Origin of the sequence: Nocardia sp. NPDC024068 (assembly GCF_040638875.1) — a bacterium.
Taxonomy (GTDB): domain Bacteria; phylum Actinomycetota; class Actinomycetes; order Mycobacteriales; family Mycobacteriaceae; genus Nocardia.
In genome coordinates, this window is record NZ_JBEZYU010000062.1 from 1 (window position 1) to 18904 (window position 18904).

The window sequence follows — 18904 nt, forward strand, 5'->3', positions numbered from 1 at the left end:
CTGACCTCGATCCTGGGCCCGGGAGCCGAACGCCGCCGCTGACCAGCAGCTACGCCATATCCGTTGATTTTCGGCGGTTACTACCGGAACCCCGACCTCGAGGTAGATACCACCCACCGCAGCCCCGAGTCCTGTTCCCTCTCGATCGGCGATTTCATCGACCGGGCCGGATCCGGCCGGGCGTTCGACCGGCTCCGTGGCGGAGTCTGAAACCCTCGTTACGCCTTCACTATTGCGGCCCGGCCGCCGCGCAGCGGGGTCAGATCCTGGAGATCGGAGTCACGATCGTCACCGGTGCCGCAGCCCTCACGGCCACCGCGGACAGCACCGCACCGATCGCGTATTTGTGACCGTGCAGCCCGTGCCCCGAGCAGTCCGGCCGCGGTATCGCTGACTGCGCGATATAGGCCGAGAACCCCCCGGGGGGCCGGTCATCGGGCCGGGGTTCCACCGCTGTGCCCATCGAACTGTTGCTGGGCTCGCACCACTTCGGCGGTGTGCACGCGGATCCAGCCGAGGAATTCGTGCATCGGCTCCGTCAGGCCGCGACCGAGATCGGTGAGCTCATAGCTGACCCGCGGCGGCACCGTGGGTGCCACGGACCGCGCGACGAGACCGTCGCGTACGAAGGTGCGCAACGTGTGCGACAGCATCTTCTCGCTGATGCCGCCGATGTAACCGTGGAGCTCGGAGAACCGCAACGGTCCCTCGCGCAGCGCCGTCAGGATCAGCACACCCCAGCGGCTGGTGATGTGGTCGAGGATCTCGCGGGCGGGGCAATCGCTGTTGAACGCGTCACTCCGGTCCTGCCTGCCCCCGGGTCGGGCCTGTGAACGTACCATCGGTTCAGGAGCTTACCTCAGGGTATGTACTTACTATCTGTAAGCCTGGTGGCTACGCTCCCGCCATGGTCACAGTCGTATTCGGCGCCGGCGGAAATGTCGGGCGCAATATCGCGGAAACCCTTCGGGCACAAGGTGAAAAGATCCGGTTCACCAGCCGCCGTCCCGGCGCGGCCGGTTTCCCGCCGGACGCAGAGGCGGTCGCGGCCGATCTGCTGCGCCCCGAAACCCTGCCCGCCGCCCTCGACGGAGCGCGAAGGGTCTTCCTGTACGCCGAACCCGGCGGTATCGATGGTTTCGTCACCGCGGCCCGCGCCGCCGGGGTCGAGCATGTGGTGCTTCTTTCGTCCGGGGCGGTGCTGAGTCCCCACCCGGAGCGCAATCCGATCGCCCGCGCCCATCTCACGGTCGAATCGGCGCTGGAGAAATCGGGGCTGGCCTGGACCTTCATCCGACCCGGCGGGTTCGCCACGAACTCACTGTGGGTGTGGCAGCGGGCCGTTCGCAGCGGACGGCCGGTCGGCCTGCCCTACCCCGACGCGCTCACCGCGCCGATCCACGAGAAGGATCTGGCGGCGATCGCGGTCACGGCGCTGACCGAACCCGGCCATCGCGACCGGGCCCATACCGTATGGGGCCCCGAGGCACTCACGCTGCGCCACCAGGTGGAACTGATCGGCGAGGCCATCGGCCGCACGATCGAGATCGAACAGATCTCCCCGGAACAGGCCCGTATCGATATGAGCGAGACGATGACACCGGAAGCGGTGACAGCGGTGCTCGCCGGATGGCAGGCCGGGACCACCGCGGCGCCGCCGGTCTCCACGGTCGTCGAGGAACTCACCGGCCGCCCCGCGCGCACCTTCGCCCGCTGGGCGCAGGACCACGCCGCCGACTTCCGCTGATCGGCGCCCGCCCCGATGGTGGGCGCGGATCAGGTCGGGGTGGCCAGCGCGAACGGCAGCACCGCCGCCGCGCCCGCGCGGCGCAGGGTCCAGGCGGCGACGGTGAGGGTCCAGCCGGAATCGGTGAGGGTGTCCACCAGCAGGATCGGGCCGCCGGCGGCCGACAGATCGGGAACCTCCCAGGCGTCGTAGAGGGCGGCGACCCGATGGGCGGAATTCACCGCCGATACCGGCGGGCGGTCGGGCCGGGTGTGCAGGATGCCGAGGTTGCGCAGGCGGCCGATATCGGCCAGGCGTTCCGCCAGCGACGCGGTGAGCACCGGATGCGTGGCCGATTCCAGCGCCAGCACCGCGGTGGGCCGGACCGCCCAGTCCCATTCGCGGAGTACCGGGATACAGGCGTCGACCACCTCATCCGGTACCGGGCCGTCGGGGCCGTCGAGGATCGGGCGCAGGCGCCGCCCCCAGCCGAGGGAGTTGAGCCGGCCCAGCACGCGGCCGGTCTCGGCGCCCTCGGCGATCTTGCCGGAAAGCGAGATACCGAGTTTCGACATCCCGGTGGGCCACTGTTTGCGCGGCGCGAGGTCGAAACCGGGGCGGTCGAGCCGGGCGCGGGTGGCGGCCACCGCCTCGGTGTCGACCGCGGCGGCGCGGTGCTCGCCGGTGCAGTTGTCGCAGCGACCGCAGGCGCCGGTGCCCGGTGCGGCGGCGGTGAGGGCGGGGTCGTCGAGCTGGCGGCGCAGGAATTCCATCCGGCAGCCGGTGGTGCGCTCGTAGTCCAGCATCGCCTGCTGTTCGGCGGTGCGGGCGGCGTCGAGTCGTTCGTAGCGTTCGGCGTCGTAGGTCCAGGGCATACCGGTGGCCAGCCAGCCACCGCGGACCCGGCGGACGGCGCCGTCGACATCGAGCACCTTCAGCACCATCTCCAGCCGCGACCGGTTCAGCTCCACCAGCGGCTCCAGGGCGGCCGTGGACTGCGGACGTTCGTGGTCGAGGGCCTCCAGCACCGACCGGACGATATGTTCCCGCGGGAAGGCGACGGAGGCGAAGTAGCTCCAGATCCGGGCGTCTTCCGGCCCGGGCAGCAGCACGACCTCGGCGCGTTCGGTGGCGCGCCCGGCACGGCCGACCTGCTGGTAGTAGGAGATCGGCGACGACGGCGCGCCGAGATGCACCACGAACCCGAGATCGGGTTTGTCGAAACCCATACCCAGCGCCGAGGTCGCGATCAGGGCCTTGACCTCGTTGTCCAGCAGGGCGGCCTCGAGTGCCTCCCGTTCGGCGGGGTCGGTCTGGCCGGTGTAGGCGGCGACGCGGTGACCGTGCGAGGTGAGGACGTCGGCGAGATCGTGCGCACCGGCCACGGTCAGCGCGTAGACGATCCCGGAGCCCGGCAGTTCGCCGAGGGTGCCGCTGAGCCAGGTGGTGCGCTCCACCGCGTCGTCGAAGCGGACCACCGACAGCCGCAGCGATTCCCGGTCGAGGCTGCCGCGCAACACCAGGGTGTCGGTGCCGATCTGCCCGGCGACATCGGTGACCACCCGGTCGTTGGCGGTGGCGGTGGTGGCCAGGACCGGGACCTCGCTGCCGAGCTCGGCGATCAGGGTGCGGATACGCCGGTAATCGGGGCGGAAATCGTGACCCCAGTCGGAGACGCAGTGCGCCTCGTCGATCACGACCAATCCGGCATCGGCCGCCAGCCGGGGCAGCACCTGATCGCGGAAATCGGGGTTGTTGAGCCGTTCCGGGCTCACCAGCAGCACATCCACCGCCCCGGCGGCCACCTGCTGGTGGATCTCGTCCCATTCGGTGACGTTCCCGGAGTTGATGGTCGCGGCCACCACCCCGGCCCGGCGCGCGGACGCCACCTGGTTACGCATCAGCGCGAGCAGCGGCGAAACGATGACGGTGGGACCGCGCCCCCGGGCCCGCAGCAGTTTCGCCGAGATGAAGTACACCGCGGATTTTCCCCACCCGGTGCGCTGCACCACCAGGGCCCGGCGTTTGCCGACCACCAGCGCCTCGATCGCGGTCCACTGGTCCTCGCGCAGGCGGGCGCCGGGCCCGGCCAGCTCGCGCAGCAGCGCCTCCGCGTGCTCACGTAGTTCGCCGGCGACTTCGCCGGCCCCGCCCACGGTGCTGCCCGGTGCTGTCGTCATACCGCCATCCTGCCCGAGACCACCGACACCGGTCCCGCGGCCGGCGAAGGGCCCGGTCGCGGCGGGTCAGCCGAGGAGTTCGTCCACATAACACCAGCGCCACGCCTCGCCGGGCTCGACACTGCGCATCACCGGATGCCGGCTGGCGCCGAAATGGCCGGTCGCGTGGTTCCCGGGCGAGGAATCACAGCAGGCGATATGCCCGCAGGTCAGGCACATGCGCAGATGCACCCAGGTCAGGCCCTCGGCCAGGCATTCCGCGCAGACGTCGGGTTCGGTGGACTCACACACCAGTGGCGCCGCCCGCAGATGCGCGCAATCGGCGGCCGCGCCCACCGGACCGGCCAGGGTTTCGGGCCGCTGATCGTCCTCGCTCTCGTCGAACCGGTCGATCATCGATTCCTCCAGGTCGAGCCGGGCCAGCACCGACTGCAGGATCGAGTAGTCCGCCTCCCCCGCGTCCCGGACCCGCAGCACGGTATCGCGCTCGGCGCGCAGCATCTCCAGTCGCAGCCGCCGGTACTCCGCGGTCGGGGTGGCGAGTTCGGACTCCGGGCGCCCGAGCCGCTCCCAGGCGGCGTTCGTCCGCCAGGTGACCCGGTCCCGCAGCGACCGCACCACCTCCTCCGGGGTGTCCGGGCCGATCGCCTCGTCCAGGGCGGCCAATCCGGCGTTGGCGGCCTGGGTGAGCAGGTTCGCCTTCTGGAGAGCGTCCTCGGCCCGGCTCGGCCCGCGCAACCGCAGCCGCCGCACCAGCCACGGCAGCGACGTCCCCTGCAACAGCAGGGTGCCGCCCACCACCACCAGCGCCAGTAGTTTCAGCACCGGCAGCTGCGGGGTGTCTGCGGGCAGCAGCAGGACCGCCGCCAGGGTCACCACACCGCGCATACCCGCCCAGGAGACCACCGCGGGGTGGGTCAGCGGTACGGCGGACCGTCCGGTCAGCCGTCCGGCCAGCGCCCAGCCGAATACCCAGACCGGGCGTGACACCATCACCGCCAGCAGCACCGCGATCGCGGTGACGATCAGCAGCGTGTGATCGAGCCCGCTCTCCCAGGCTCCCGTCACGATGCCGCTGACCTGCAACCCGATGACCAGGAACACCGCGCTCTCCAGGATGAACTGCACCGTGCGCCAGTTGATGCGTTCGGCGGTGCGCGAGGCCGCGCTCTGCCAGACCGGCGCGTTGTGGCCGAGGATCATCCCGCAGGTGACGACGGCGATCACGCCCGAGGCGTGGATCTCCTCGGCGGGAAGATAGGCCAGGAACGGCGCCAGGAAGGACAGCGTCGTATCGAGCACCGGATCGGTGATGCGCCGCCGCAGCAGCGCGAGGACATAGGCGACCGCGATCCCGACCACCGCGCCGCCGCCCGCCGCGAGCAGGAAATCCCAGCCCGCGTCCCACAGCGAGACCGCGCCCGCGGACGCGGCGATCGCGGTACGCAGCGCCACCAGCGCGGTCGCGTCGTTGAACAGCGATTCGTCCTCGAGAATGGTGACGATCCGGCGCGGCATCCCGATCCGGCGCGCCACCGCGGTCGCCGCCACCGCGTCCGGCGGCGCGACCACCGCACCCAGCGCCACCGCCACCGCGAACGGCACCGGCAGCAGCCACCACACCACGGTCGCCACCGCGAACGTGCTGAACAGGACGAGGCCCACGGACAGGAGGGCGATACCGCCGATATTGGCCCGGAAATCCACGAGCGAGGTCCGCAACGCCGCCGTGTACAGCAGGGGCGGCAGCAGACCCAGCAGCACCACCTCGGGTTCGAGATGCACCTCGGGAACGAACGGCAGATACGACGCCGCCACCCCGGTCAGCGTCAGCGCCAGCGGTTCGGATACCCCGAACCGCCGGGCCAGTGCCGCGACCGCCGCGGCCGACGCCACCAGCACCACCAGACCAATCGCAATATGCACTCCGGCATTCTCGCAGGCAGGCGCGCGCGGCGGCCGGGCCGCTCGGCGGGGTCAGGTCTCCGGGTGACCGGTCCGCGGAACCCAGCCCGCCGCCGCCAGCGCGGTATCGGAGAAGGTGGCGCCCACGGTCGTGAATCGCGCCGGTGCGATCAGACCCAGATCGACGGCCCGATCGGCCCGCCGCTCCGATATCCGCGTCCGGAGATCCGGCATCGGCACCCGGTCGTAGCAGGCACACAGTTCGGCCACGGTGAGCTGGTAGATATCGCCGGGAGCTTCGATGATCCGGCGCGCGGCCAGATCCTCGCCCATCACCCGGATCATCCGGCCCAGAATCCGGTAGGCCCGCAACCGGCAGGATCGCAGCTCCTCGCGATACGCGGCGCAGCGCCGCGCCCTGGCCCGGATCCGCCCCGACAGCCACCGGCGGAGCACGCCCGGGCCACCGGCGTCCTCGGCACCCGGAGCCAGCGCGGCCTCGAATACGGGCAGTTCTCGCGCCCCGGCCCGGTCCGGCGCGCCCGGGTCCTCGTCGCGCAGGGCGAACTCGGCGGGCGCACCGGCCGGGTCGCCGGAACCGGCGACCAGCGGCGCCGGTGGCGCGGCCGGAAACGACCACGACATCCCCCGTGGCGACGTCCCCGCCGACGCCACCACCGCGCCGGTGAGTGACATCAGGATCGCGTCCAGCACCATCACCGCACCCCACTGCCGGGAAAGATCGCGCTCCGCGCGCCGGAACATCGCGTACGCGTGCTCACCGTGCAGGTAATCCATCGCCTCGTAGCGGTCCCGGAAGCGATCGAACCCGGCCCGGAAATCCCGGACGACCGCCTCGATACCGAACAAACGGCGCAGGTAGACGACCGCGATCCGGGTCCGGGCCGGCGCACCGCGAAGGCGGGAATCGAAGGTGAAGGGCCGCAGCGGTTCCGCGATATCGTCGGCCAGCGGCCCGGCGGGCGCCGACGCCCCCAGCCCGCGACGGCTCAGCGGATAGCCGGGCCCGATACCGGCGATCCGATACCAGTGCAGCAGGTTGTGATAGACCCGGCCGTGAAAACTCCCCAGCAGATAAGGAGTCCAGGCCGACATCTCCCGCACCTGTGCTTCCGGGACCCGCAGCGATCGGGCGTATTCCTGGCAGGCCCGGTCGAGAATCCCGGCGACGAGAGTGAAGGTCAGGGGCGAGGTCATCCCCCGGACCCCCTCCGCGATTCCGGAGTCGTCCCAGATCCGGGGTTCGCCCGCGGGCACCGGTTCGCCCGCGCCGCGGATCACGGCCGCCCCGCGGTCGGCATCCGCCGGCCGGCGGCCGCCCCCGAGCCGACCGTGTTCTCGACCTGCGCACACAACGTTCGGAGTACTCGCACGAACCGCCTCCAACCCCTTCCGTCACAACAGCACTGTTGCCGGTGCGCACGAGTAAACCCGAGAAACCGGCTGCCCATCGCGTATTCGGAGGTTGTGTCAGCACGCGGAGTACCGACGCCGGCCGCTGCCCGAGGTCAGCGGGCTGCGAAACAACCGATAGTCTGTTGTGGCCCGCGCAGGTTTCGGTGAGGATGTGATTCCGCGTGAGTTGGAGCCTGACCCCCGACGAGTTCGCCCACGTGTGGCGCCAAGCCGACCTGGACCGGCTCCCGTATCCGCTGCGGGTTCTGGAGTCACCGCGTACCGAGCGCGACGCCGAGATCCTGCGTGCCGAACTCGTGCGGCGACTACCCCCGGACCCGGATCTCGATACCTGTCTGCGTATCCTCGCCGAACCCCATACGCGGGTGATCGCTGTCGGTTCGACGTCCGAACCCGGCCGCGAACTCCGGGCCCTGGGTTGCGTCGTATACGACCGCGCGGTGATCGCGGTGCAGGCACCCGGACGGACCCCCGAATTCGGCGGACCGGTCCGGCTGGCGATCGGTCACCGCGCGAAGCTGGGTGCCCGGCTCGCATCGTTGCTGCCGAGTACCCCCGCCGGGCGGCATCCGGCCCGGACCGCCTCGGCCGACGCGGTACGTGATACCGAAACCGTGGTCCAGGAGGAGCGCGCGGCGCCGCTCATCCGGAAGCTGCTGTGCGCTCCGCACACCGCCGAGGGACATATCCGGATCGAACCCCATCTGGATCGACCCGCCGCGACACCGGCCATCCACTACACCTGGCTCGACGTCGAGAACGACGGGCGCTATCTGTTACGCACCGATGAGGCGGTACATATCGTGGCCGCGTCGCCGGAACAGCTCGCCGCGCATCTGCAGAAACGTATTCCGGGCTGAGCAGCCGGTCACGCCGACCGGCTGCCCCGGACCCGGTGTTGCGGCTACGCTGAGCGGGACCGACGGAGGGGTACGCCAGTCATGAAGATCGAAGACAGTCGAGCCGAGATCGTCCGGTTCCGCCAGGCCGCCCACGCCGGAACCGTCAAGTTCGATCCGGAAGCCGCTCGCCGGTGCGCGGAGTTCTACGACCGGCAGGCCGACCGCCTGATCTACCTCCGGCAACGACTGGAAGACGCCTCCGAGCCACACGGATTCGGCGGCCTGATCTCCGCCCGCCAGCTCGAGGCCGGGTTCGGGCACAAGGCGCGCGACGCGGCCGCCCTGCTCGACCACTACATCGAAGCCGCGTACCGGATGAAGGAAGCGTTCCTGGTCAGCGGTGGCCTGTACGAGGAGGCCGACGCCGCCAACGCCGCGGCGCTGCGGGCCGTGGAAACGAGAGTCGTGCGGTGATGCGATACAGCCGACGCCGCGACCTCCGCCGACCGCATGAACCTGCTTCCAAGGAGGCTCCGTGAGCGGAACCGACCCCGAATACATCAGCGCCATGGAACATTTCGAGGCCATGCGCCACGAAGACATCTATGCCGCGACCCAGCAGATCGATGCCGGTGAGATCCTGCGTCTGTCGGGGACCTGGGTGCACGCCGCCACCACCCTGCAAACCTCCTTTCCGCTCACCCGCGCCGGTACCGACCGGGTGATGAACGCGATGGAGTGGGACGGCGAGGCCGCCGACGCCGCCTTCGCCAGTACCCGCAGTTTCGCCGCATCGGTGGACGAACTCGCCGCGGTACTGGGCCAGGTGGGGGTGCGGCTGGGCGCGGTGGCCGCGGCCGCCGAAGCGGTGAAGATCGCGGTGGTGGCCCCCGGCGATTCGGGTCCCGTGGGTGCGCTGGCCCGGATGCTGGAGGCGGCCAAGGTGATCGATGCGCAGATGGTGCAGGAGGTACTGCGCCAGGAAGCGATCCTCACCATGAATATGGTCTACAAACCCGCGTACACGGCGGCGGGCACCGGGGTCCCCGCGCTGCCCGCGCCACCGGCCGCACCCGGCGGGCTGCCGCCGCTGGCCCCGCCGACCCGGCCCCAGGTGGCGCCCGATACGAGCGCTCCGGCCGCCGCCACCGCTCCCGACTCCCCCGGACCGGGAGACAACGGCGCAGAACCGGATTCACCGAACGGATCGGCGCCGAAACCGCCCGGCACGACGGACGGCGCCGAACCGCCCGCGTCGGGCGACGGCCCCGAACCGCCGCCGCCCGGCGACGGCCCCGTCGAGCCACCCACCGCGCAGGCGCCACCCCGAACCGAAACCCCTGCTTCCCCCGAGAGCCCGGCACCTTCCGAACGTCCGGCGCCCACCGACACCCCGGCCCCCTCCCAGAGCCCGGTGCCACCGCCCGCGGAAGTCCCCGAGGGTTCCGCTCCCGGCCGCCCACCCGGCGAGGCCGCGCCGCCGTCACCCCCCTCGCAGCCGCGGTCCCCGGAGAGCCCGGCGCCACCGCCCGCCTCCGAACAGCCGCCCGCGTCTCCCGAACCTCCGGCCCCGCAGGCACCCCCGCCCCCGGCGGAACCACCGGCCGCTCCGCCGGACCCCGAGGAACCCGAACCCGCTCCGCCGGGCCGGAATCCGACCGGCTTGCCGCTGTCGGATCCGGCGGGCCAGCCGGGTATCACCGGACCTGTTCCCGGGCAGCGCCCACCCGACCAACCCGGGGTCATTCCGCCGCAGACGTGATACGAAACACCGACCGCGGTGACACCTGCCCCCCGGGGCGGGATCCGCGGACCGGCACCACAGGTCGCCCAACGGGCAGGGATCCCACCGGCGTCAGCGAACAACGCGGATCGCCGGCCCAACCGGCGCTCGGGCGCAACGCGTTGAGCATCGCGCCGGCGCCGGTCTGGAAACCACAGTCGAAGGCGGCCGCGCCGCCCCGCGACCGGCAGTCGCACACGTGCCCCGTCCGCGCCTGCGGACACCGAGTGCGGGTTTGCGCGGAGTCCGGGCGGCGTAATCAGGAAATCGCCGGATAGTCCTGCACCCAATGGAATCGAGGCCCGTTCAACCGGAACTCTCCGGGGTCGACCGCGCGCATTTCGATGACCGCCGCGCGCCCGTCGAGTTCACCGTCGAAGCGCAACCGGCCGCCCTCCGGTCCGTCATAGGCGAACACCACCGGCGGCTCTTCCGGCGCGGCCGCCGGCATTGTGACGGCGAAGGTGCGTGCCGTCGTATCCACGGTCGCCGGAACGGTCACCAGTCGCCCGTCCATGGACTGCAGGGTGACCGCACCCGGGACCTCGACGACGACCCGGCGCCATCGGGTGCCGTCGGTGAGCAAGGGTTCGACCGGCTGCCCACCGACCCGGAACTCGGTGACCTCCCACAACCCGTAGAGCGGCGGTTTCGGCACCCCACCCCCGAATTCGTCCCAGCTCGACCAGCCGATCTGCACGATGCCGGCCACCAGCCACACCCCGAGCAGCGCCTGCGCGACCGCGGCGTACCGGTTGGCCCGCCGGCCGGCGAACAGCGGCGGCTGGAGCACCGGGTCGGCGCGCCGCGCCAGGACGAAGAAGTCCAGGAACCGGCGCAACTGCGGCGCGAGCAGGATCAGCGAGAACACCAGCAGATGGAAGGAGAGGATCTTGACCGGGACATCGAAGGTCATGTTCAAGACGAACACCTGCGCCATACTCACCAGGCTCAGCAGCGCGCCGAGGGTGGCCGTGCGGGGGATCAGCAACAGCAGACCGCCGAGCAGTTCCGCTGTCCCGAGCAGGATCTCGTAGACCGGAGAGCTGCCGACCTGCAACCACAGCACCGACATCGGGGTCATCTCCCCGAACGGCTGGAGCAGCGCCGACAGCGGCGGTGGCGGCATCTGGGTGGGGATGGCCTTCGCGATCCCGTAGAACAGCATCTGCCCGGCCAGGCACCACCGCAAAGCGGTGAGGAACCAGGCGGACAGCCGCGGATAGGCGGGCCGGCGGCGGTCCAGCACCGACCACAGCGCCGTCACCACCGCCGACACCACGAGCAGGCAGAACATCAGCACCCAGATGGCGGCCTGATCGCCGCTACCGGAGTCCTGCCGGAACACCGTCTCGGCGCCGAACACCGTGCGGCCCACCCATTCGAGCAGGGGCGACAACCGCAGCAACGGCCAGATCGGCGCCTGATCCGGCAGCAGGTCGTACACCACACCGGCGAAGGCGAAGAGGATCTGCCCGATCAGCGCACAGAACAGCGCGCAGTAGATCACGGCGAAGCGGAAGGCCACGCGCAACGGCCACGGCCACCGGACCGGCCCGGCGCCAGGGGTGTCGCCGGGTTCGTGCCCGCCCCGCTCACCGGTGGTTTCCGGGACCGTCACGGTCCCGGAAACCCCGGCACTTCCGGCGAACCCCGCTTCTCCGGAGACCTGTGCATCCACCCCGCCCACACTGCACCTCGCTGTTCCCGGGCCGCGCCCGATGGCGTCCCCACCGGACCTCACCGATCGAACCTAGGGGATACGGTGCCCGGGTACCTCCATGAAAACCCCGATTTCGGTGTCCTCCGTCGGAAGGACACCGGCGGCCCGCTCCCGATCGGCGCAACCGTCTCCTATCGTGCGAGGTATGGCCGAAATCTCCCGGGAACTCACCGCCGAATGTGCGCCGATCCTGCGTATCGCCGAGGAGGAACTGGGCCCGAAACTCGCCGCGCTGTACCTCTACGGGTCCGCGGTGACCGGCGGCCTGCGCTATGACAGCGATCTCGATTTCCTGGCGGTGACCGGTTCCGGACTCCGCCCGGCCGAGCGGAAAACCTTGACGGACCGGTTGTTACGGGCCTCGGGGCGCTGGCCGCGCACCGGTGCGGCCAGGCCGGTGGAGCTCACCGTGGTCGCCCGTGCCGCCCTCGATACCCCGGGATTTCCCCCGCGCGCCGAATTCGTCTACGGCGAATGGCTGCGCGCCGACCTCGAGCTCGGACACCTCCCCGAACCCGTGCACGACCCGGATCTGACCATTCTGATCGCGATGGCACGGCAATCGTCGTGGGCGCTGTACGGGCCGCCCGCGCACCGGCTGTTTGCACCGGTCCCGTCCGGCGATATCGTGCGTGCGATCGCGGCGAGCCTGCCCGCACTGCTCGACGGTATGGCCGGGGACGAACGCAATACCGTGCTCACCCTGGCCCGGATGTGGGTGACGGCCGAGTCGGGTGCGCTGGTCTCCAAAGCGGAGGCCGCGCACTCGCTCGCCGCCCGGGTTCCCCCCGAGTACGCCGCGACCCTCCGGCTCGCCCGGGCGGGTTACCTCGGCCAGACGGCCGACGACTGGACGGACCGGGCAGACGAAGTGGCGGCCTTCGCCCGCTACGCCGCGGACCGGATCGGATCGGCGTGCGCCGGTTCCGCGACTCCGTAGCGCGACCCCGCCCCTTACCAGGCGATCGGCCCCGCGGCGCCGACGAACGCTCCCGCCTCCGTGGCCTCGGCGGATTCCGCTACCGCCAGAATCATCTGTGCCGCATCCGCCGGGGCGGTCGGCGCGTCGGCGGCCGCGGGCGCGAGCTCGGTGGCGACGAAACCCGGGCAGACCGAGGTCACCCGCACCCCGGTACCGGCGAGTTGTTTCGCCAGTCCCACCGTGAGGCTGTTGAGGGCGGCCTTCGACGCCTGATACCCCGGCACGACCATCGGGTAATACGCCGACCCCGGATTACGTTGCTCGGTGAGCGAACCCATCTCGGTGGAGATATTGACGATATGGCCCGCCGGAGCGCGCCGCACCAGCGGCAACAGAGCCTCGACCACATTGACCGGACCGAAGGTGTTGGTCATCAGGGTGTCGGTGAACGCGCCGAGATGCGCGAAGTTCACCGCCCCCGACGCCGTCGCCTCCGGCAGGATGCCCGCATTGTTCACCAGCACATCGAGGTGCTCGTGGCGGCGGGCGATCGATTCGGCCAGGCAGCGCGCGCTGTCGATCGAGCACACATCCAGTGTTTCCCCCTCCACCGCGAACCCCTCCGCGCGCATTTCCCGCACCACGCCCGCCACGGCCTCCGGGCTCCGTCCGGTCACGACGACCCGGTATCCCTTACGGGCGAAGGCCGTTGCGGTCGCCCGCCCGATCCCCCGGGTGGCCCCGGTGATCAGCACTGTGTTCTCCGACATCTCGTTCCTTCCGCGATTCCGCTGTTGTACAACGAGCATCGCTGAACACCCCCACGGTGCGCTGGCAGAAAACCGCCGTGACGTTCGGGCGCGGTCCGGGCCTACAAAACCCGGGAAACACCGCCGGCGCCGAATCCGGAACACCCCGACCGCGGTCCGGACGGTCACGGTGGGCGGTCACGCCGTAACCGTCCGGCCGGGCATGCCGGTCGGGATGACCGCATGGGGCCCCGCGCGCACCGCGGGTGACGCACAAGGGCCAGCAGTCGTGCGCGACGCGGGGTTGCCCTCCGATTGCCGATATCATCGCAGGCGCCCGATGTATTCCTGAAGTACAGGTAGTACCGATGACACGCCAGCCGCACTCCGTTGTCCCCGATCCGCCACAGGCCGCAGAACGGCCGGGCGAGGTGGCCGATTCACGTCCGGCGAACTCGCGCGACTACTTTCCCCCGCCACGGGAGCTACGCGGCAACCTCAACGGCTGGACCTACCCGGCGGTGTTCCTGGTCGCCGTCCTGGCCACCTTCCTGCTGGCGCAGGCGGTGCTGTCGCTGGACTCCGGGGAACCGCTGCGGATCGCCCTCAACCTCGCGACCGCCGCCTGGGTGGCCTCCTATCTGCCGATGCTGTCGGCGACCTCGCGGGGCCGGTCGCGGATCCGGATCGAGGGCGCGCGCTACGCCACCGATCAGGGCGCGCTGGTGATTCGCCGCTCGCTGGGATACGAGGTCGCCCTGGTGGTCTGCTTCCTCTCGCTGACCACCCTGTGCGCGATATTCGGTATCGGCACCTGGACCGGGACCCTCACGCTGCCGCTGCACCCGCCGATCCCCGCGTGGCTCGCGATCACGGTGGCCGTACTGCTGCTCGCCTACCTGGGCCTCTACGCGCGACGCCCGGAGATCCGGCGGCTGGTGCTGACTCCGATGCATATCGTGCTGCCGACGAAAACCTCGTTCGGCAACCGGGTGAGCTGGACCGCGATCGAATCCGTCACGGTGGTGTCGCGGAACAACTCCAAGGGCACCATCCGGCTCGGATCGCCCGGCCGTCGCCCGGGCCGCGCGACCACCAAGCGCATCCACGCGGAGAAACTCTCCATCGGGTCATCGGCCACCTACTGGCTGATCCGCTATTACCGCGACCACCCGGACGCCCGTGCCGAACTCGCCGACGACCGCGCCGTGCAGCGGCTACGCGGTTACGCGCTGGTCGACCCGGAACCCGGTGCCGCCTATCCCGTCTCCGTATAGGCTCGCGCCGGGAAAGGCCACCTCGGCCCGGCCATCCGCCGCCGCGCCCGGACGAGACCGCCACCGCCCGGGGTTCCGTACGCGGACGCGGACGCGGCGCCCCGATAGGCTCCCCGCATGGTACGGGTCCAGCGGATGCACGAATGGGCGGTCGGTGAGGAGGAGGCCGTCGCGATCCAGCGGCGGCTCCGGGACCGGGTCCGGGTGACCGACGATCACGGTCCGATCCGCCGGGTCGCCGGCCTGGATGTGGCCTACCGCGATCCGGATATCGCGGTCGGCGTGGTGACGGTGCTGGACTCGGACTCGCTGGCGGTGATCGATCGCGCCGTGGTCCGGGAGCGGATCGAATTCCCCTACATATCAGGCCTTTTCGCGTTCCGGGAGGTACCCGCGCTGACCCGTGCGCTGGAGACCCTCAGCGTCGAACCCGATGCGCTGATCTGTGACGGCCACGGCCTGGCCCATCCGCGCCGGTTCGGGCTGGCCGCCCATCTCGGTGTGCTCACCGGCCTGCCCAGTATCGGCGTCGCGAAGAATTTCCACGGCCCGCACACCGAACCCGGGCGCGGCCGCGGCGACTGGAGCCCCCTCCTCGACGGAGGCGAAACCGTGGGCCGTGCGCTGCGCACCCAGCCGGGCGTGAAACCGGTATTCGTCTCGGTCGGGCACCGATTCACCCTGGATACCGCCTGCGCGCTGGTGCTCCGGCTGGCGCCGCGCTACCGGCTACCGGAAACCACCCGCACCGCCGATCATCTCGGCCGCCTGGCCTGACGGCGGGCCCGGCACCTCACACCCGGACGAGGTCGTCCGTCACACCCGGACGAGGTCGTCCGCGTGGATCACCGGCCGCTGCATACTGTCCGGAAGTTCCCGGGTGGACCGGCCGAGCATCGTACCGAGTTCGGCGGCATCGTATTCCACCACTCCACGGGCCACCACGGCCCGATCCGGCCCGATCAGATCGACCACATCGCCGCCGTGGAAGCGGCCGCGCACGCCCACGATGCCGGCCGCGAGCAGCGAGCGACGGGCCCCGGCCACGGCGGATACCGCGCCGGCATCGATGAGGATGGCGCCGCGGCTGTCGGCGGCATGGCGCACCCAGAACCTGCGCGCCGACAGCCGGACCGGGCGGGCCGCGAAAGCGGTGCCCACAGTGCCCGTTTCGAGTGCCTGCCCGGCGTCCGCCGCGGCCGCCAGCAGCACCGGCACCCCCGCGTCGGCCGCCAGCCGGGCCGCCGACAGCTTCGAGGCCATCCCGCCCGTCCCGAGCACACCACCACTTCCGGCGATCACACCGTCGAGGTCGGCGCTGCTGCGCACCTCGGCGATGAAATTGGCGTCGCCCTTGCGCGGGTCACCATCGTAGAGGCCGGCCACGTCGGAGAGCAGGAACAGCGCGTCGGCGCCCACGAGATGCGCGACCAGCGCGGCGAGCCGGTCGTTGTCGCCGAACCGGATCTCCTCGGTCGCGACGGTGTCGTTCTCGTTCACCACCGCCACCGCGCCCAGCGAACGCAACCGGTCCAGGGTCCGCTGGGCATTGCGGTGATGCTCGCGACGGGCGAAATCATCGGCACTCAGCAGGACCTGGCCGACGGTACGGTCGTAGCGCGCGAAGGAGGTCCCCCAGGCGTGCGCGAGAGCGAGCTGCCCGACACTGGCGGCGGCCTGTTTCGTCGCGAGATCGCGGGGACGGCGGGTGAGGCGCAGCGGCGCCAGCCCGGCGCCGATCGCTCCGGAGGACACCACCACGACATCGGATCCGGCCCGCATCCGCGCCTCGATGGCATCCGCGAGCCGGTTCAGCCGGACGATATCGAGCCCGCCGTGCAGGCTGGTGAGCGCGGACGAGCCGATCTTCACCACGACCCGCCGGGCCCCGGCGATCGCCTGCCGGGCATCGCTGAGTTCGAGCGGAGTGTGGGTCACGGCCGTGCTCCGGCTCCGCAGTTACCCAGGTTCACCTGCCTACTCTCCATCCTCGTCGTCCACCAGACCACGCCGCACCCGCGAGGCGTGCTTACGTTCGGCCGCGCTCACGCGGTCGGTCTGTTCCAGCCGGACATCGGTGCCGCGCCCGGTGGGCACGATATCGGCGCCCGCGGTGATCTGCGGCTCCCATTCGAAGGTCACCTCGCCGATGGTCACCGGGGCACCCGGTTGCGCGCCCAAGCGCACCAATTCGTCCTCGACACCGAGCCGGGCCAGCCGGTCCGCGAGGTATCCGACCGCTTCGTCGTTGTCGAACTGGGTCTGCCGGACCCAGCGCTCGGGCCGCGTACCGCGCACCAGGAACCCGCCGGGCTCCTCCGGGTCGGCCAGTACGGTGAAGCCCGATTCGTCCACGGCGATGGGCCGGATCACCGGCCGCTTCGGCGCGGCCTTCGGGTGGGCGTCGCGGTACTGCTGCACCAGTTCGGCCAGCGCGAAGGTCAGCGGCCGCAGACCGGCGTGGGTGACCGCGGAGATCAGGAAAACCGGCCAGCCCCGCTTCTTCAGATCAGGGGTCACCAGTTCGGCGAGGTCCTCGGCGTCCGGTACATCGGCTTTGTTGAGAATTACCACGCGCGGGCGGCCGGCGAGATCGCCCAGACTCGCGTCACCGCTCAACGCGGGTTTGTACGCGGCGAGCTCGGCTTCGAGCGCGTCGATATCGGAGAGCGGATCGCGGCCGGGTTCGAGGGTGGCCAGATCGACCACATGCGCCAGCACCGCGCAGCGTTCCAGATGACGCAGGAAATCGAGGCCGAGGCCGCGCCCATCGCTGGCACCGGGGATCAGCCCGGGCACATCCGCGACGGTGAAGGTGGTCTCCCCCGCGTGTACGACACCGAGGTTGGGTACCAACGTCGTGAAGGGGTAGTCGGCGATCTTGGGTTTCGCGGCGGAGAGCACCGATACCAGCGACGATTTACCGGCCGACGGGAAACCCACCAGGCCCACATCGGCCACCGATTTGAGCTCGAGGACCACATCGCGGGTCTCGCCCTCCTCGCCGAGCAGCGCGAAGCCGGGCGCCTTCCGGGCCCGGGAGACCAGGGCGGCATTGCCCAGCCCGCCGCGACCACCCTTGGCCACGACGAAACGGTTGCCGACCCCGACCAGGTCCATCAGGACCTCGCCGTCGCTATCGAGCACCACGGTGCCGTCGGGCACCTTCAGCAGTAGTTCGACGCCCTTCTTCCCGTCCCGGTTCCCGCCTTCGCCGGGTTTGCCGCTACCGGCCTTGGCGTGCGGATGGAAGTGGAAGTCCAGCAGCGTGTGCACATTGGCGTCGACCTCGAGGATCACATCCCCGCCGTTACCGCCGTTACCGCCGTCGGGCCCGCCGAGCGGTTTGAATTTCTCCCGATGCACCGACGCGCAGCCGTGCCCGCCTTTGCCTGCGCGCACATGAAGAACGACACGGTCGATGAACTTGGCCATGGCCGGATCATCCTCCTCTGGGGACGGGGGCGGGAATAGACACAGGGTTCGGGAGCCGGGAGTATCGCGCACCGGGACCGTGCCGTAGAAATGCGAAAGCGGGTCGAGGGTGTATCACCCTGACCCGCTCGCTGTGGTGGAGTCGTCAGCCGGTCAGGCTTCGACCGGCTCCGGAACCACGATGTTGATGGTCTTGCGACCACGCTTGGTGCCGAAAGCGACAGCACCGGCTTCCAGCGCGAACAGGGTGTCGTCCCCGCCGCGGCCGACGTTCACGCCGGGATGGAAGTGGGTGCCACGCTGGCGAACCAGGATCTCGCCGGCCTTGACGGTCTGCCCGCCGAAGCGCTTCACGCCGAGCCGCTTGGAATTGGAATCGCGGCCGTTCCGGGAGCTGGATGCACCCTTCTTATGTGCCATTGCTGATACTCCTTCAGCGCGGGCTGCGAAGCCCTGCGGGGGTGGTTACTTGATGCCGGTGACCTTCAGGACCGTCAGCGGCTGACGGTGACCCTGGCGCTTGTGGTATCCGGTCTTGTTCTTGAACTTGTGGATGCGGATCTTCGGGCCCTTGGTCTGCTCGACCACCTCGGCCGACACCGAAACCTTCGCGAGCTTGTCGGCTGCGGTGGTCAGCTCGGCGCCATCGACGACGAGCACCGGCGACAGTGCCACGGAGGTGCCCGGCGCACCCTCGATCTTCTCGACCTTCACCAGGTCACCGACCGCGACCTTGTACTGCTTTCCGCCGGTCTTGACGATCGCGTACGTTGCCATCGGTCGGCTGCCCTTCTTCCTATAGTGCTCGGCACTCGTCTCGTACGGTTTCATCCTCGGTTCGCACCGGGAGTCACCGCACGATTGGTCTGATAGTCACCGCCGCCTCAGCACCTGGTGGCTCTCGGTATCGGGAACCGGCCACGGA

The 18904-nt window shown here is 70.5% G+C and carries 17 protein-coding genes; 7 read left to right on the top strand and 10 right to left on the bottom strand.

Annotated elements, in window-relative coordinates; all coding sequences use genetic code 11:
* Positions 1–431: 431 nt before the first annotated feature.
* Positions 432–842, bottom strand: coding sequence for a helix-turn-helix domain-containing protein (locus tag AB0F41_RS27685; RefSeq protein ID WP_357428803.1), 411 nt, complete (start codon positions 840–842; stop codon positions 432–434).
* A gap of 65 nt (positions 843–907) precedes the next feature.
* On the opposite strand from AB0F41_RS27685, the gene AB0F41_RS27690 reads away from it, so the two are divergent.
* Positions 908–1747 (top strand): NAD(P)H-binding protein, encoded by an 840-nt coding sequence (locus AB0F41_RS27690; protein ID WP_357428805.1) that lies wholly within the window; start codon positions 908–910, stop codon positions 1745–1747.
* A gap of 29 nt (positions 1748–1776) precedes the next feature.
* Here AB0F41_RS27690 and AB0F41_RS27695 read toward each other — a convergent pair whose 3' ends face one another.
* The 3 genes from AB0F41_RS27695 to AB0F41_RS27705 form a co-directional block, all read right to left on the bottom strand.
* Positions 1777–3906: a RecQ family ATP-dependent DNA helicase gene (locus AB0F41_RS27695; protein WP_357428807.1), complete on the bottom strand. Its 2130-nt coding sequence runs from the start codon at positions 3904–3906 to the stop codon at positions 1777–1779.
* Positions 3907–3972: 66 nt separating this feature from the next.
* Positions 3973–5832: a Na+/H+ antiporter gene (locus tag AB0F41_RS27700; RefSeq protein ID WP_357428809.1), complete on the bottom strand. Its 1860-nt coding sequence runs from the start codon at positions 5830–5832 to the stop codon at positions 3973–3975.
* 51 nt (positions 5833–5883) lie between these two features.
* The gene (locus AB0F41_RS27705) at positions 5884–7029 is read right to left on the bottom strand and encodes a hypothetical protein (protein WP_357428811.1); all 1146 of its coding nucleotides are present in this window, start codon (positions 7027–7029) and stop codon (positions 5884–5886) included.
* A 380-nt stretch (positions 7030–7409) separates the two neighbouring features.
* Here AB0F41_RS27705 and AB0F41_RS27710 point away from each other — a divergent pair, with 380 nt between their 5' ends.
* The 3 genes from AB0F41_RS27710 to AB0F41_RS27720 all read left to right on the top strand — a co-directional run bounded on the left by AB0F41_RS27710 (position 7410) and on the right by AB0F41_RS27720 (position 9852).
* On the top strand, positions 7410–8108 hold the full coding sequence (locus tag AB0F41_RS27710; RefSeq protein WP_357428813.1) for an ESX secretion-associated protein EspG: 699 nt from the start codon (positions 7410–7412) through the stop codon (positions 8106–8108).
* An 81-nt stretch (positions 8109–8189) separates the two neighbouring features.
* Positions 8190–8564, top strand: a complete 375-nt coding sequence (locus AB0F41_RS27715; protein ID WP_357428815.1) for a hypothetical protein — start codon at positions 8190–8192, stop codon at positions 8562–8564.
* Between the two features lie 61 nt (positions 8565–8625).
* A complete protein-coding gene (locus AB0F41_RS27720) occupies positions 8626–9852 on the top strand; it encodes a hypothetical protein (protein ID WP_357428816.1) in 1227 nt (408 codons plus the stop codon).
* A gap of 280 nt (positions 9853–10132) precedes the next feature.
* Here the strand turns inward: AB0F41_RS27720 and AB0F41_RS27725 are convergent, their stop codons facing one another.
* Positions 10133–11554: a DoxX family protein gene (locus tag AB0F41_RS27725; RefSeq protein WP_357428818.1), complete on the bottom strand. Its 1422-nt coding sequence runs from the start codon at positions 11552–11554 to the stop codon at positions 10133–10135.
* 187 nt (positions 11555–11741) lie between these two features.
* Between AB0F41_RS27725 and AB0F41_RS27730 the strand changes: the two genes are divergently transcribed.
* A complete protein-coding gene (locus AB0F41_RS27730; RefSeq protein ID WP_357428820.1) occupies positions 11742–12536 on the top strand; it encodes an aminoglycoside adenylyltransferase family protein in 795 nt (264 codons plus the stop codon).
* 14 nt (positions 12537–12550) lie between these two features.
* Here the strand turns inward: AB0F41_RS27730 and AB0F41_RS27735 are convergent, their stop codons facing one another.
* Positions 12551–13288, bottom strand: coding sequence for an SDR family NAD(P)-dependent oxidoreductase (locus tag AB0F41_RS27735; RefSeq protein ID WP_357428822.1), 738 nt, complete (start codon positions 13286–13288; stop codon positions 12551–12553).
* Positions 13289–13635: 347 nt separating this feature from the next.
* On the opposite strand from AB0F41_RS27735, the gene AB0F41_RS27740 reads away from it, so the two are divergent.
* Both AB0F41_RS27740 and AB0F41_RS27745 read left to right on the top strand, forming a co-directional pair.
* Positions 13636–14544 carry a hypothetical protein gene (locus AB0F41_RS27740; protein WP_357428824.1) on the top strand — a complete coding sequence of 303 codons (909 nt, stop codon included), beginning with the start codon at positions 13636–13638 and terminating at the stop codon, positions 14542–14544.
* A 117-nt stretch (positions 14545–14661) separates the two neighbouring features.
* Positions 14662–15321 carry an endonuclease V gene (locus tag AB0F41_RS27745; RefSeq protein WP_357428826.1) on the top strand — a complete coding sequence of 220 codons (660 nt, stop codon included), beginning with the start codon at positions 14662–14664 and terminating at the stop codon, positions 15319–15321.
* Between the two features lie 39 nt (positions 15322–15360).
* Here AB0F41_RS27745 and proB read toward each other — a convergent pair whose 3' ends face one another.
* The 4 genes from proB to rplU form a co-directional block, all read right to left on the bottom strand.
* Positions 15361–16482, bottom strand: a complete 1122-nt coding sequence (proB, locus tag AB0F41_RS27750; protein WP_357428828.1) for a glutamate 5-kinase — start codon at positions 16480–16482, stop codon at positions 15361–15363.
* A gap of 39 nt (positions 16483–16521) precedes the next feature.
* Positions 16522–17979 carry a GTPase ObgE gene (gene obgE, locus AB0F41_RS27755; protein ID WP_357428830.1) on the bottom strand — a complete coding sequence of 486 codons (1458 nt, stop codon included), beginning with the start codon at positions 17977–17979 and terminating at the stop codon, positions 16522–16524.
* Positions 17980–18132: 153 nt separating this feature from the next.
* Positions 18133–18399, bottom strand: coding sequence for a 50S ribosomal protein L27 (rpmA, locus tag AB0F41_RS27760; RefSeq protein WP_357428832.1), 267 nt, complete (start codon positions 18397–18399; stop codon positions 18133–18135).
* Between the two features lie 45 nt (positions 18400–18444).
* Positions 18445–18756, bottom strand: coding sequence for a 50S ribosomal protein L21 (gene rplU, locus AB0F41_RS27765; protein ID WP_068046299.1), 312 nt, complete (start codon positions 18754–18756; stop codon positions 18445–18447).
* Positions 18757–18904 lie beyond the last annotated feature (148 nt).